Annotated in this window: 11 protein-coding genes; 4 read left to right on the top strand and 7 right to left on the bottom strand. The window is 74.3% G+C overall.

Going from position 1 to position 13,717, the window contains the following annotated elements; genetic code table 11:
- Nucleotides 1–246 carry a hypothetical protein gene (locus tag V1J52_RS01515; RefSeq protein ID WP_330137672.1) on the bottom strand — a complete coding sequence of 82 codons (246 nt, stop codon included), beginning with the start codon at nucleotides 244–246 and terminating at the stop codon, nucleotides 1–3.
- Between the two features lie 602 nt (nucleotides 247–848).
- Between V1J52_RS01515 and V1J52_RS01510 the strand changes: the two genes are divergently transcribed.
- The 4 genes from V1J52_RS01510 (at nucleotide 849) to V1J52_RS01495 (ending at nucleotide 5,906) form a co-directional block, all read left to right on the top strand.
- Nucleotides 849–1,265: a helix-turn-helix domain-containing protein gene (locus V1J52_RS01510; protein WP_330137671.1), complete on the top strand. Its 417-nt coding sequence runs from the start codon at nucleotides 849–851 to the stop codon at nucleotides 1,263–1,265.
- A gap of 342 nt (nucleotides 1,266–1,607) precedes the next feature.
- Entirely contained in the window at nucleotides 1,608–3,386 is a 1,779-nt protein-coding gene (gene gcl / locus V1J52_RS01505) for a glyoxylate carboligase (protein WP_330137670.1), read from the top strand.
- Between the two features lie 117 nt (nucleotides 3,387–3,503).
- Nucleotides 3,504–4,538 carry an endonuclease/exonuclease/phosphatase family protein gene (locus V1J52_RS01500; RefSeq protein ID WP_330137669.1) on the top strand — a complete coding sequence of 345 codons (1,035 nt, stop codon included), beginning with the start codon at nucleotides 3,504–3,506 and terminating at the stop codon, nucleotides 4,536–4,538.
- 162 nt (nucleotides 4,539–4,700) lie between these two features.
- Nucleotides 4,701–5,906 carry a MarP family serine protease gene (locus V1J52_RS01495; RefSeq protein ID WP_330137668.1) on the top strand — a complete coding sequence of 402 codons (1,206 nt, stop codon included), beginning with the start codon at nucleotides 4,701–4,703 and terminating at the stop codon, nucleotides 5,904–5,906.
- 83 nt (nucleotides 5,907–5,989) lie between these two features.
- Here the strand turns inward: V1J52_RS01495 and V1J52_RS01490 are convergent, their stop codons facing one another.
- The 6 genes from V1J52_RS01490 to V1J52_RS01465 all read right to left on the bottom strand — a co-directional run bounded on the left by V1J52_RS01490 (nucleotide 5,990) and on the right by V1J52_RS01465 (nucleotide 13,490).
- Nucleotides 5,990–6,583, bottom strand: coding sequence for a lytic polysaccharide monooxygenase auxiliary activity family 9 protein (locus tag V1J52_RS01490; protein ID WP_330137667.1), 594 nt, complete (start codon nucleotides 6,581–6,583; stop codon nucleotides 5,990–5,992).
- A 139-nt stretch (nucleotides 6,584–6,722) separates the two neighbouring features.
- Nucleotides 6,723–7,901 (bottom strand): XdhC family protein, encoded by a 1,179-nt coding sequence (locus V1J52_RS01485; RefSeq protein WP_330137666.1) that lies wholly within the window; start codon nucleotides 7,899–7,901, stop codon nucleotides 6,723–6,725.
- 54 nt (nucleotides 7,902–7,955) lie between these two features.
- Entirely contained in the window at nucleotides 7,956–9,404 is a 1,449-nt protein-coding gene (locus V1J52_RS01480; RefSeq protein WP_330137665.1) for an NCS2 family permease, read from the bottom strand.
- A 170-nt stretch (nucleotides 9,405–9,574) separates the two neighbouring features.
- Nucleotides 9,575–11,968: a xanthine dehydrogenase subunit D gene (gene pucD, locus V1J52_RS01475; protein WP_330137664.1), complete on the bottom strand. Its 2,394-nt coding sequence runs from the start codon at nucleotides 11,966–11,968 to the stop codon at nucleotides 9,575–9,577.
- On the bottom strand, nucleotides 11,965–12,603 hold the full coding sequence (locus tag V1J52_RS01470; protein WP_330137663.1) for a (2Fe-2S)-binding protein: 639 nt from the start codon (nucleotides 12,601–12,603) through the stop codon (nucleotides 11,965–11,967). The genes pucD and V1J52_RS01470 overlap by 4 nt, the downstream gene beginning before the upstream one ends.
- Nucleotides 12,594–13,490 carry an FAD binding domain-containing protein gene (locus V1J52_RS01465; protein ID WP_330137662.1) on the bottom strand — a complete coding sequence of 299 codons (897 nt, stop codon included), beginning with the start codon at nucleotides 13,488–13,490 and terminating at the stop codon, nucleotides 12,594–12,596. Before V1J52_RS01465 ends, V1J52_RS01470 begins: the two co-directional genes overlap by 10 nt.
- Nucleotides 13,491–13,717: the final 227 nt, after the last annotated feature.

The following is a 13,717-nucleotide window of genomic DNA, read 5'->3' as shown; positions in this document are numbered from 1 at the left end:
TCATCCGGCCGCCGGGGCGGGCGTGCCCGCTCCGGCGGCCGCGGCCTGTGGCCTGCGGGCGGCGAGCCGCCGGAACCCGTCCGGGCCCGCCCGCAGCAGTCCGGCCGGGACGACCCGGCGTGGCACGCCGGTGCCCGCCGGTCCTTGGCGCCCGGCGACGGTGAGCAGGGCGTCGGGCCGCTGCGCGGGCTTCCCCCGCTGCGCCGGTATGAGGAGACCGGCACGGCGGGCTGGATGGTGCGTCACAGGCGATCATTTCCCGGGTGTGTAAGGGGATTTCGAGCATGCGGCGGCGAGTTCCCGCACCTTTTCCGCGCATACCGAAATACCACCGGTACCTTGGGAGGAGTCCCCGGTACCTATGGTTTGCCGAAAGCCCCGGGCCAGGGAAGACGAACGGAATACGGACGGCTTTCGGTAATCCCGCACGATGGCAGGCGGCAGGCGGCCCGGACGGCGGTGGGTCACCGCCGGGACGGCGGCTGGCCGGAGCGGGGAGGGGTGTGGCGGGCAGGGCGCCCCGGGGTGGGGCCCTGCGTAGGCGCCGCGCGGGGAACCACCGGCGGTGGCGACGGGGTTGGCGGAGGTCTGCGGGCTTCCTGGGGAAGGCGTGGTGGGGCTGACCCGTTCCCGACGCTTTCACCGTGAGCGCTCCGGGTAGGACACGGGCACACCTCCCGCCGGTCGGGCCGCTCAGACGCGCGGCCACCGCACGCGATCACGAGGACGGTTCACCGCCTGCGCCGCCGTGCCCGGTGTGCGCGGAAGTGGAGGCACGCGTGTCCGAAGAGCAACGACACTCCTCCGATTGCCCCGATCCGGAATTGCTGCGGGAAATCCTCACGGCGGTGCGGGAGATCGATCGCATACTCCGCGAACTGCTGTGGCTGCTGGAGGCAGCCGTCGACGCGGCCCCGGCACCGCTCGGGTCCGCCCGGCCCCCGGGAGCCGGGAGCGCCGCCCCTCCCCCGCCAGGCGGAGCCGAGTGGCGCCGGGACCTGACCCCGCGCGAGCACGAGATCCTCGCCCTCCTGCTGACCGGGATGTCCAACCGGGCGATCGCCCGGCGGCTGGGCATCACCGAGCGCACGGTGAAGAACACCCTGCACCCGGTCTACCGCAAACTCGGCGTCGCCGGACGCGCCGAGGCGATCGTGCGCTTCCTCCGGGGCACCTCGCCCCCGGGGGACGCGGCGGGCGGCCCTCCCGGACGCCGGGCCTCCGGCCCCCCGGGCCCGCACGAACCCCCCGGCGGCGCGCACTGATCCACCGGGGGCCCGCGAGGCGGCGCCGCACCGGCCGGACGGCGGCCGGCCTGACGGCGGATCACGCCGTGCCGGGCGCGGCCTCGCCGAAGGCCGTGACCGGCACTTCTGCCCGCAGGTCCCGGAGCAACCGGCCGCCGCCGGTCCGCGTGCCCCCCTGGCTTCTCCCCTTGCCCTCCCCAGGCCCCGGCCGGGGTTGACGGCCACCGGCCACCCTCCTACATTGATTTCACATCTCAGAACATTTATTCCACATCACGGAAGTTGTCCGCCGTGGCGGCGCCACGGCCATCCGGCCTCGCCGCCCTCCCGCGAGAGCCCCAGGTTCACCAGGAGCACCGAATGCCTCGTATGACCGCCGCCCGTGCGGCAGTTGAGATCCTCAAGCGTGAAGGCACGGACACCGCGTTCGGCGTGCCGGGCGCGGCGATCAACCCGTTCTACGCGGCCCTGCGCGCCAGCGGCGGGATCGAGCACAAGCTCGCCCGGCACGTCGAGGGCGCCTCCCACATGGCCGAGGGCTACACCCGCGCCAGGGCGGGCAACATCGGCGTGTGCGTCGGCACCTCGGGCCCGGCGGGCACCGACATGATCACCGGCCTGTACTCCGCCCTCGGGGACTCCGTCCCGATCCTGTGCATCACCGGCCAGGCGCCGACCGCCCGGCTGCACAAGGAGGACTTCCAGGCGGTCGACATCCAGTCCATCGCGGCGCCGGTCACCAAGATGGCCATGACCGTCCTGGAACCCGCGCAGGTGCCCGGCGCCTTCCAGCAGGCGTTCCACCTGATGCGCTCGGGCCGCCCCGGCCCCGTCCTGATCGACCTGCCGCTGGACGTGCAGCTCGCGGAGATCGAGTTCGACCCCGAGACGTACGAACCGCTGCCCGTGCACAAGCCGGCCGCGACGCGCAGGCAGGCCGAGAAGGCCATCGCCATGCTCAACGCCTCCGAGCGCCCGCTGATCGTCGCGGGCGGCGGCATCATCAACGCGGACGCCTCCGCGCTGCTGGTGGAGTTCGCCGAGCTGACCGGCGTCCCGGTCGTCCCGACGCTGATGGGCTGGGGCACCATCGCCGACGACCACGCGCTGAACGCGGGCATGGTAGGGCTCCAGACGTCGCACCGGTACGGCAACGCGACGTTCCTGGAGTCCGACTTCGTCCTCGGCGTCGGCAACCGCTGGGCCAACCGCCACACCGGAGGGCTGGACGTCTACACCGAGGGCCGGACGTTCGTCCACGTCGACATCGAACCGACCCAGATCGGCCGGGTGTTCGCCCCCGACTACGGCATCGTCTCGGACGCCCGGCCGGCCCTGGAGCTGTTCACCGGGGTCGCGCGGGAGCTGAAGGCGGCCGGACGGCTGAAGGACCGCGGCGCCTGGGCCGCCGCCGCCCGGGAGCGGAAGGCCACCCTGCACCGCCGCACCCACTTCGACGACGTCCCGATGAAGCCGCAGCGCGTCTACGAGGAGATGAACAGGGCTTTCGGCCCCGAGACGCGCTACGTCTCCACCATCGGCCTCTCGCAGATCGCCGGTGCCCAGATGCTGCACGTCTACCGGCCGCGCCACTGGATCAACTGCGGCCAGGCGGGCCCGCTGGGCTGGACCGTCCCGGCCGCGCTGGGCGTCGCCACGGCCGACCCCCACGCCCCCGTCGTCGCCCTGTCGGGTGACTACGACTTCCAGTTCATGATCGAGGAACTGGCGGTCGGCGCGCAGCACCGCATCCCCTACGTGCACGTGCTGGTGAACAACTCCTACCTGGGGCTGATCCGGCAGGCGCAGCGGATGTTCGACATCGACTTCCAGGTCAGCCTGGAGTTCGCGAACATCAACTCCCCGGAGCTGGGCGTCTACGGCGTGGACCACGTCAAGGTCGCGGAGGGGCTGGGCTGCAAGGCCCTGCGCGTCACGGACCCGGGCGAGCTGGGCGCGGCCTTCGAGCAGGCCCGCAAGCTCGCCGCCGAGCACCGGGTGCCGGTCGTCGTCGAGGCGATCCTGGAGCGCGTCACCAACATCGCCATGAGCGGCAGTGACATCGACAAGGTGAACGAGTTCGAGGAACTGGCCACCGAGGCGGCGCACGCACCCACCGCGATCACCCCGATCGCCTGACCCCGGCGCCGGGACGGCGGGCCGCCCCCGCGCGGCCCGCCCCCGCGCGGCGCGTCCCGGGCGGCGCGTTGGCGTGAGGTGCGCGGTCCCGGCACGGCCATGGTGCACGATCGGGGGGTGCGGACACAGGAGTACGACGAGCAGACAACCGCCACACCGGTGCCGAGGCAGGCGTCCGATCCGGCCGCCCGGCGGCGGCCCGGGCGGGCCGGACGGCGCCGCGTCCTCACCGCGTGCGGCGCGGTGGCGCTGGTCCCGGCCGCCGCCGTGCTGGCCGCGCGGGCCCTGGACGTGGACGGCCCGGCCCCGCTCCCCCAGCTCCTGGCGTTCCTGCCGTGGCTCCTGGTGCCCGGCTGGCTGGCGCTGGCGTGCGGATTCCTGGCGCGGCGGGCGCTGCTGTCGTGCGGCGCCGTGGCGGTGCTGGCGGCCACCGCGTGGTTCGTCCAGCCGTACGGCCCCGACCGCGCCGCACCGCCCGGTGCGCCGCACGCCCAGGTGCGCGTGCTGACCGCGAACCTGGAGTTCGGCCAGGCCACCGGCGCCCTGCTCGACGTGCTGCGCCGGGAGCGGCCGCACCTGGTGGCCGTCCAGGAGTGCGACCGGCGCTGCGCCGCGGCGCTGGAGACGTCCGCACTGCGCGAGACGTACCCCTACCGGGTGATCGCGGGCAGCGGACCGGCCGAGGGCTCGGCGCTGCTCAGCGTGTACCCCCTCAGCGACTCCGGCGAGATCCCCGGCGTCCTGTCGATGCCGGGAGCGGTGGCGGACGTGCGCGGGGTGCCGGTGCGCGTCCAGGTGGTGCACCCGATGCCGCCGCGGCTGGGCTCCATGACCGCCTGGCGCGAGGAGCTGGCCGCCGTGCGGCGGGCCGCCGAGGACCGCGGGGAGGTGCGCACGGTCATCGCGGGCGACTTCAACGCCACCCAGGACCACGCCGCCTTCCGCGCCGTACTGGACACCGGGCTGCGCGACAGCGCCCGGCTGCTCGGCCACTCCCGCACCCCCACCTGGCCGTCGGCGACGGCGCCGCCGTTCGGCGCGCAGATCGACCACGTCCTGCTCAGCGAGCGCCTCGTCCCGGTCGACGCGCGCTTCCTCGACCTGCCGGGCACCGACCACCGCGCCCTGCTCACCGACGTCCAGGTGCACTGAAGGGCCGGACGGCCGTTCAGCGCACCGCCGCGCCGCCCGCCGGACGCCCCGGCGGACCGGCGGATGCGGGCGTACGGGAACCGCACAGGGGTCCGGTGGCGTTTTACGGGCAGACGGCCGGTACGCAGGGCTTCGGGGGCGCATGGGCGAAAGGGGACGGTCGTGAATCTGCTCGACGTCGTGCTGCTGCTCGCCACCGCGGCGTTCGCGGTGGCCGGGTACCAGCGGGGGCTGGTGGTCGCCGTGCTGGGGCTGGCGGGGTTCGCCGGCGGTGCCGTCGTCGGCGTGTGGCTGCTGCCCTTCACCCTCGATCTGGTCGAGCGCGGCACCACGGCCGCGACGGCGGTGGCCGTCGCCACGGTGCTGCTGCCCGCGGGCGTCGGCCACGCCCTGCTGTCCCGGCTCGGCTGGGCGCTGCGCGGGTCGCTGCGCCGCTCCCCGGTGCGGCGGCTGGACGCCCTCGGGGGCGCGCTCGCGGGTGCGGTGGCCCTGCCGCTGGTGGCCTGGATGGCGGCGAGCGCGCTGGTCACCTCGCCGTCGCCGCAGATGAACCAGGCCATCCGGGAATCGCGGGTGCTCCAGACGGTGCACGACCGGATGCCCGAGCAGGCTCCGACGTGGTTCAGCCGGGCCACGAACGCGCTGACGACGGCCGGGTTCCCCCAGGTGTTCAACCCCTTCGAGAACGAACCGGTGACCGGCGTGGCGGAGCCGGCCGGCGACGCGGTGACGGAGGCGGCCACCGCCGCGGCGCAGCGCAGCTCGGTGAAGGTGACGGGCGTCGCGGTGGTGGACGGCCGGAGGCAGGGCCAGGAGGGCAGCGGCTTCGTCTTCGCCGAGGAGCGGGTGATGACCAACGCGCACGTGGTGGCCGGGGTGGACCGGCCCACGGTGGCGGTCGGCGGGGTGGGGGGCGCGCTGCCCGCCACGGTGGTGTACTTCGACCCGGACACCGACGTTGCGGTGCTGCGGGTGGCCGGGCTGGACGCCCCGGCGCTGGAGTTCGCCGCGGACACCGGCCGGGGCGATCCGGCCGTGGTGGCCGGGTATCCGGGCAACGGCGGGCTCGACCTGCGCGCGGCCACCGTCGCCGGTGAGGTGCCGGCCCGGGGCCAGGACATCTACGGGACGAGCGTGGTCACCCGCGAGATCCACCCGCTGCGCGGCACGGTGCGGCCGGGAAACTCCGGCGGCCCGCTGCTGACGCCGGACGGGGAGGTCGCCGGGGTGATCTTCGCCCGCTCCGCCAGCGACCCGGACACCGGGTACGCGCTGACCACCGGGCAGGTGCGCCGCGCCGCCGAGGTGGGCGGCACGGCGACCAGCGCGGTGGACACCGGCGACCGGGCGGCCCGCAGCGGTTCGTAGGGCCTGCCGTGCGCCCGGTCCTGCCGCCGGGGGCGCCCCTCGGCGGCAGGACCGGGCGGGTGGTCACCCGGTGGGGACGGGGATCAGAAACGGACGTCGGAGCAGGCGTAGAAGGCGTTGCCCGTGTCGGCGACGTTCCAGACCGCCAGGATGAGGTGCTTGCCGGACTTCCCGCCCGGGATGCGTCCGCTGTGCGACTCGGTGGCGCCCGGCTGGCGCCCGCCGAGGTTCACGGTGAGGAACGGGGCGGGTTCCAGGGCGGCCCGGGTGAGGGGGGCGTTCTGGTTCCAGCCGTTGCGGGTGATGTAGTACTGGTAGGTGCTGGTGCTGTGCCGGGCGGTGTTGCGCCAGGTGAACGTGTAGCTCTGCCCGCTGCTCAGCTGGGTGGTGGGCCACGCACCGCCCCTGGGGTTGTCCAGTTCGGCGAACCGGGTGTTGCCGCCGGCGCAGATGCGGCCGTCGGCCGGGCCCCGCGCGGGGAACCCCTTGGGGCCCTCCACGCTCTGCGGCTCCCACTGGATCTGCCCGCAGCCACTGACCGCGCCCTGGGCGCAGTGCATCTGGCGGCTGGCGGTGGCCGTGGTGTAGCCGTGCGCGGAGGCGCTGGAACCGGTGGTGAGGACGGTGGCGGCGGCGAGCCCTAAGGCGACCGTCGTCGTGGTGATCTTCTTGTGCATGCTTCGCTCCTGCCTGAAGAACGTGGGGAGTTCCGAGAGCGTTGGTCCAGACCAAATTCGACGCTAGCGTCGCGTCATGGACATGTCCAGACCACTGCATGCGGAAGATGGCGCTCCGCACGCGACGGCGCCCGGCCCCTCACCCCGCCGCCGCCCCCGCCGGTCCCCGCGGGCCGTCGTGGTGGATGGGGGTGGCACCGCCGGTCAGCGGCGCGCCCGACCCGCCGCGCCGGACGGCGACGATCTCTGCGGCGATCGACAGCGCCGTCTCCTCCGGCGTGCGGGCGCCCAGGTCGAGACCGATCGGTGACCGCAGCCTGGCCAGCTCCGCCGGGCCCAGGCCCGCCTCGACGAGCCGGGCGAGCCGGTCCTCGTGGGTGCGGCGGCTGCCCATCGCCCCGACGTAGGCGACCGGCAGCCGCAAGGCGCGCTCCAGCAGGGGGACGTCGAACCTGGCGTCGTGCGTGAGGACGCACAGCACCGTCCGCCCGTCCACCGCGGTGCTTTCGACGTACCGGTGCGGCCACTCCACGACGACCTCGTCCGCCTCGGGGAAGCGCGCCCGGGTGGCGAAGACGGGCCGGGCGTCGCACACCGTCACCCGGTAGCCGAGGAACGACCCCGCCCGCACCAGGGCGGCGGCGAAGTCGACCGCCCCGAACACGATCAGCCGCGGCGCGGGAACGCTCGACTCGGCGAACAGGGTGACCGGCGCCCCGCACCGCGAGCCGTCCGCGCCCACCTCGACGGTGGCGGTGCGGCCCGCGTCCAGCAGCGCCTTCGCCTCGCCGGCCGCGACGCGGTCCAGCTCCCGGTGTCCGCCCAGCGTCCCGGTGTGGCCGCCGTCGGCACGGACGTACAGGGCGCCGCCGAGCAGCCCGGCCGGGCCGTCCACGACGCGGACGGCGCAGGCCGCCTCGCCGCGCGCGGCGGCGGCCAGCGCGGCGGCGACGGCCGGGCGGACGGCGGCGGAGGGCTCCCCGCCGCCGTCCGGGCCGGCCGGGGCCGAGCGCACCGGGGTGACGAGGACGTCGATCACGCCGCCGCACGTCAGTCCCACGGCGAAGGCGTCCTCGTCGCCGTACCCGAAGCGCTCGACCACGCTCTGTCCGCTCTCCAGCGCCGCACGGCACAGCTCGTACACCGCGCCCTCCACGCAGCCCCCGGAGACCGAGCCCACGGCCGTGCCCCCGGCGTCCACCGCGAGGGCCGCCCCCGGCCGGCGCGGCGCGCTGCCGGAGGTGGCCACCACGGTGGCGACGGCGAAGTCGCGGCCCTGCTCGCACCACCGGTCCAGCTCGGCGGCGATGTCCAGCATGGCGTCCCTCCTTGCCCCGGCCGGGCCCCCGCGGTGGCGGGGGCCGTCCGGGTGTCAGTGCCCCAGGTCGTTGAAGGCGAAGTTGAAGACGAACAGCACGGTCAGCAGCCACATGAACAGGCCGGGCTCCCGCCACTTGCCCTGGGCCAGCCGGATGGCCGTGTAGGCGATGACGCCCGCGCCGACACCGTTGACGATCGAGAAGGTGAACGGCATGAGGATCACGGTCAGGAAGACCGGGATGGCCACGGCGCGGTCGTTCCAGTCCACGTGCCGGGCGTTCTGCATCATCATCGCGCCGATGACGACGAGGGCCGCCGCGGCCACCTGGCCGGGGACGATCCCGGCCAGCGGGGTGAACAGCAGCATCGCCGCGAAGATCAGGCCGGTGACCGTCGCCGACAGACCGGTGCGCGCGCCCTCCCCGACGCCCGAGGCCGACTCGATGAAGACGGTCTGGCCCGAGGCGCTGGCCACACCGCCGATGGCGCCGCCGGCGCCGTCCACCAGCAGTGCCTTGTTCAGGCCCGGCATGCGGCCCTTCTCGTCGGCGAGCCCGGCCTCCTGGCCCACCGCGATGATGGTGGCCATGGCGTCGAAGAAACCCGCCAGCACCAGCGTGAAGACGATCATCGTGACGGAGGCGGCGCCCAGCTCGGCGAAGCCGCCGAACCGGATCTGCCCGAGCAGGCTGAAGTCCGGGGAGGAGACGGGCGAGCCGGGGAAGGCGGGGACGGCCAGGCCCCAGGCCCGCTCGTCGAGGTCGTACAGCGCGGTCACGACGAGCGAGAACGCGGTGCCGACGCCGATGCCGATGAGGATGGCGCCCGGGACGCCCCGGGCCAGCAGCATGAAGACGGCGAGCAGGGTGATGCAGAAGGCGAGGACGGGCCACCCGGTCAGCGCGCCGCCCACCCCCAGGGTGACCGGCGGGCCGCCCTCGGCGCCCCGGCCGACGAATCCGGCCTTCTCCAGGCCGATCATCGCCACGAACAGGCCGATGCCGATGGTGATGGCGTGCTTGAGCCCCATCGGGATGGCGTTCATGATCTTCTCGCGCAGGCCGGTGATCACCAGCAGCATGATCACCACGCCGTAGATGACGCACATGCCCATGGCCTGCGGCCAGGCCATCGAGGGCACGACCAGGGTCGCCAGCACGCCGGAGACGCTGAGCCCGGCGGCGAGCGCCAGGGGGACCTTGCCGATCACACCCATGAGGACGGTGGTGAGGGCCGCCGCGAGCGCCGTCGCGGTCACGACCGCGGTGGGCGCCAGCGTGTCGCCGTTGACGTCCTCGACGCTCAGCAGCAGCGGGTTCAGCAGGAGGATGTACGCCATCGCCATGAAGGTGGTGACGCCGCCGCGGACCTCCCGGCCCGTCGTGGACCCGCGTGCGGTGATGTGGAAATAGCGGTCGAGCCAGCCCTTGCCCGCGAGGGGACGCGAGCCGTTCCCCGCTCTGGTCGCGGCGGTTTCCGGCTCGGTGGACGACTGTGCCATGGTGTGCCAACTCCCAAGGTTCAAAGGGGCACCCGGCGGCCTTTCCACCGCCCGGATTTGGGATGCACGACGCGGGGGACGGCCCGAGACGAACGTGGATGCTGCGCGTGGGGGGACGTGAGCGGGTGCCGTCCGGCCGGGGCGGGTCCGCCGCCCCGGCCGGAGGCGGTCTACGTGCCGGTCAGGTGCTCCGGACGGACGGGGACCCGGGCGAGCGCCAGACCGGTCGCCGCCCGGATGGCCGAGACGACGGCCGGGGTCGAGGACAGCGTCGGCGCCTCGCCCATGCCGCGCAGTCCGTAGGGCGCGTGGGGGTCGGCCAGCTCCAGGACGTCCACGGGGATGGCCGGGGTGTCCGCGATCGTGGGGATGAGGTAGTCGGTGAAGGAGGGGTTGCGGACCCTGCCGTCGGCACCGACGAGGATCTCCTCCATGACCGCGAGGCCGAGGCCCTGCGTCGTGCCGCCCTGGATCTGCCCGACGACCGACTGCGGGTTGAGCGCCTTGCCGACGTCCTGCGCGCAGGCCAGCTCGACGACCTTGACCAGGCCCAGCTCGGTGTCCACCTCCACCACGGCGCGGTGCGCGGCGAAGGAGTACTGGACGTGACCGCGGCCCTGGCCGGTGCGCAGGTCGAACGCCTCGGTGGGGCGGTGGCGCCACTCCAGCTCGATGTCGACGGCCTCCTCCTCCAGGACGTCGGCGATGCCGGCCAGCACCTCGCCGCCGTCGGTGACGACCTTGCCGCCCTCCAGGAGCAGTTCGGCGGTCGCCCAGGCCGGGTGGTGGGTGCCGAACTTCGCCCGGCCCAGCTCCAGGACCCGCTCGCGCACGGCCTCGCAGGTGTGCTTGACGGCCCCACCGGTGACGTAGGTCTGCCGGGAGGCGGAGGTGGAGCCCGCCGAGCCGACCCGGGTGTCCGCCGGAAGGATCGTCACGTCGGCGACGCCCAGCTCCGTACGGGCGATCTGGGCGTGCACGGTCACCCCGCCCTGGCCGACCTCGGCCATGGCCGTGTGCACCTCGGCCACCGGCTGTCCGCCGGCGACGGCCAGCCGCACCCGGGCGGTGGAGTAGTCGTCGAAGCCCTCGGAGAACCCGACGTTCTTGATGCCCACCGCGTAGCCGACCCCGCGCACGACGCCTTCGCCGTGCGTGGTGTTGGACAGCCCGCCGGGCAGCGCCCGCACGTCGACGGCCGTGCCCGACCCGTCGCCCGTCTCCCACTGCTTCCGCGGCGGCAGCGGCATGGCCTTGACGCGGCGCAGCAGCTCGGCGACGGGCGCGGGCGAGTCGACCCGCTGGCCCGTGGGCAGGGCCGTGCCCTGGCTCATGGCGTTGAGCTGGCGGAACTCGACGGGGTCCATGTCCAGCGCGGCGGCGAGCTTGTCCATCTGGGCCTCGTACGCGAAGCACGCCTGCACCGCGCCGAAGCCGCGCATCGCGCCGCACGGCGGGTTGTTGGTGTAGAGGGCGACGGCCTCGATGTCGACGTCGTCGATCACGTACGGGCCGGCCGACAGCGAGGAGGCGTTGCCGACCACGGCGGGCGAGGCGGACGCGTAGGCACCGCCGTCCAGCACGATGCGGCACCGCATGTGCGTGATCCTGCCCTCGCGGGTCGCGCCGTGCTCGTACCAAAGGCGGGCCGGGTGGCGGTGGACGTGGCCGAAGAACGACTCGAACCGGTCGTACACGATCTTGACCGGCTTGCCGGTGCGCAGGGCCAGCAGGCAGGCGTGGATCTGCATCGACAGGTCCTCGCGTCCGCCGAACGCGCCGCCGACGCCGGACAGCGTGATGCGCACCCTGTCCTCGGGCAGCCCGAGGACGGGGGCGATCTGGCGCAGGTCGGAGTGCAGCCACTGGGTCGCCACGTAGAGGTCCACCCCGCCGTCCTCGGCGGGCACGGCGAGCCCGGACTCCGGTCCCAGGAACGCCTGGTCCTGCATGCCGACCTCGTAGCTGCCGCTGACGACGACGTCGGCCCTCCGCCGGGCCGCGGCCACGTCACCGCGCACGACGGGCTGGCGGTGCACGATGTTGGGGTGCGGCACGTGGCCGGCGTGGTGGTCCTCGCGGCCCGGGTGGAGCAGCGGCGCGTCCCGCGCGGTCGCGCTCGCCTCGTCGGTGACGACGGGCAGCGGCGCGTAGTCCACCACGATCTTCGCCGCCGCGCGGCGGGCGGTCTCCGGGTGGTCGGCCGCGACGATGGCCACCGGCTCCCCGTGGTGGCGCACCCGGCCGTGGGCGAGGACGGGCGTGTCCTGGATCTCCAGGCCGTAGTTCCTGACCTCGGTGGGCAGGTCGTCCCACGTGAGGACGGCGTACACGCCCGCCTGCGCGAGGGCGGCCGAGGTGTCGACGGAGCGGATCTCGGCGTGCGCGTGCGGGCTGCGCAGCGTGTGGCCCCACAGCATGTCCTCGTGCCACAGGTCGGAGGAGTAGGCGAACTCCCCGGTCACCTTCAGGGTGCCGTCGGGGCGCAGCGTGGACTCCCCGATGCCGCCTCTCGTGGCGCTGCCCTGGCTGAGGCTTACGGGGACGCGGGTGACCTCGCTCATCGTCCGGCCCCCGTTCCGGCGGTCGCGGTGCCGTCCTCGCCGCGGGCGGCGGCCAGGCGGACGGCGTCGAGGATCTTCTCGTAGCCGGTGCAGCGGCACAGGTTGCCCGAGAGCGCCTCGCGGATGTCGGCGTCGCTGGGCTGCGGGTTGCGCTCGATCAGCTCGTCGGCGGCGACCAGGAGGCCGGGCGTGCAGAAGCCGCACTGCACGGCGCCGGCGTCGATGAACGCCTGCTGGACGGGGGAGAGTGCGGCGTGCTCGCCGGCCGCGGGGCCGGTGCGCTCCCGCCCCGGGTCCGCCCGCCAGCGCAGGGCGTCGTCCAGCGCGACGCCCGGGGCGGCCGGGCCGTCCGCGCGGTGCTCGCCGCAGGCACCGGCCGCGCGCCGGGCGGCGTGGTCGGCCAGGCCCTCGACGGTCACGACGTCGCGGCCCTCCACCTGGCCCGCGGCCACCAGGCACGCGCACACCGGGACGCCGTCCAGGCGGACCGTGCAGGAGCCGCACTCGCCCTGCTCGCAGGCGTTCTTGGAGCCGGGCAGGCCCATCCGTTCACGCAGGACGTACAGGAGGCTCTCGCCCTCCCAGACGTCGTCGGCCTCCTGCGGCCGTCCGTTGACGCGGAAGTTCACGCGCACTGTGCGCCTCCTTCGGTGGTGCGGGCGTCCCGGTACTGCTGCCAGGTCCAGCCCAGGGTGCGGCGGGCCATGACGGCCACCGCGTGCCGCCGGTACCGGGCGCTGCCCCGGACGTCGTCGATGGGGTTGCAGGCGCCGGAGGCCAGTTCGGCGAACTGGCGGGCGACAGCGGGGGTGATGGTCTTGCCGCTGTCCCAGAAGCCGCCGTCGGTGAGGGCGGCGTTCAGGAACTCCTCGGCGGCCGTGGCGCGCAGCGGGGTGGGGGCGGCGGACCCGATGCCGGTCCGCACGGTGCGCGTGTCCGGGTGGAGCGCGACCGAGAAGGCGCACACGGCGATGACCATGGCGTTGCGGGTGCCGACCTTGGAGAACTGCTGCGGCCCCGTGGCCTTCTTGATGTGGACGCGCCTGATCAGCTCGTCCGCGGCGAGTGCGTTGCGCTTGACGCCGGTGAAGAACTCCTCGGCGGGGATGAACCGGGTGCCGCGCACCGACGCGGCCTCGATCTCGGCACCGGCGGACAGCAGCGCCGGGTGGGCGTCGCCGGCCGGGGAGGCGGCGCCCAGGTTGCCGCCGACGCTGCCCCGGTTGCGGATCTGCGGGGAGCCGACGGTGTGCCCGGCCAGGGCGAGGCCCGGGAGTTCGGCGCGCAGGTCCTCGATGATCCGGGTGTAGGGGACGGACGCGCCCAGGCGGACGTGTTCCCCGCCCACCTCCCACTCGTGGAGCTCGCGGACGCGGTTGAGGTCGAGCAGGTACGCGGGGCGGCGGTGGTCGAAGTTGATCTCGACCATCACGTCCGTGCCGCCCGCGATGGGCACAGCCGTGGGGTGCTCGGCCTTCGCGGCGAGCGCCTCCTCCCAGCTGGCGGGGCGCAGGAACTCCATGGGGTCTCTTCTCGGGTCGCACGTACAGGTGAGCGGGCGCCCTGACCTGGGCGCGCTGGGGCACAGAGAGCGTTCATCTGCCGTTCAGGGGTGGGGCCCAGTAGACAGCGCCGCCGATCGCGGGGTGCAGTCACCGAAGGCATGAAGCGATTGGCTGGGCGGTGGGCGGGTCTTGTAGATTCGAACGAAAGACGGGGCGGGGAAACCTCGCATCATTACAGCAGGAA

Origin of the sequence: Streptomyces solitudinis (genome assembly GCF_036323765.1) — a bacterium.
Lineage (GTDB): Bacteria > Actinomycetota > Actinomycetes > Streptomycetales > Streptomycetaceae > Streptomyces.
This window is presented reverse-complemented; position numbering and strand designations above follow the sequence as displayed.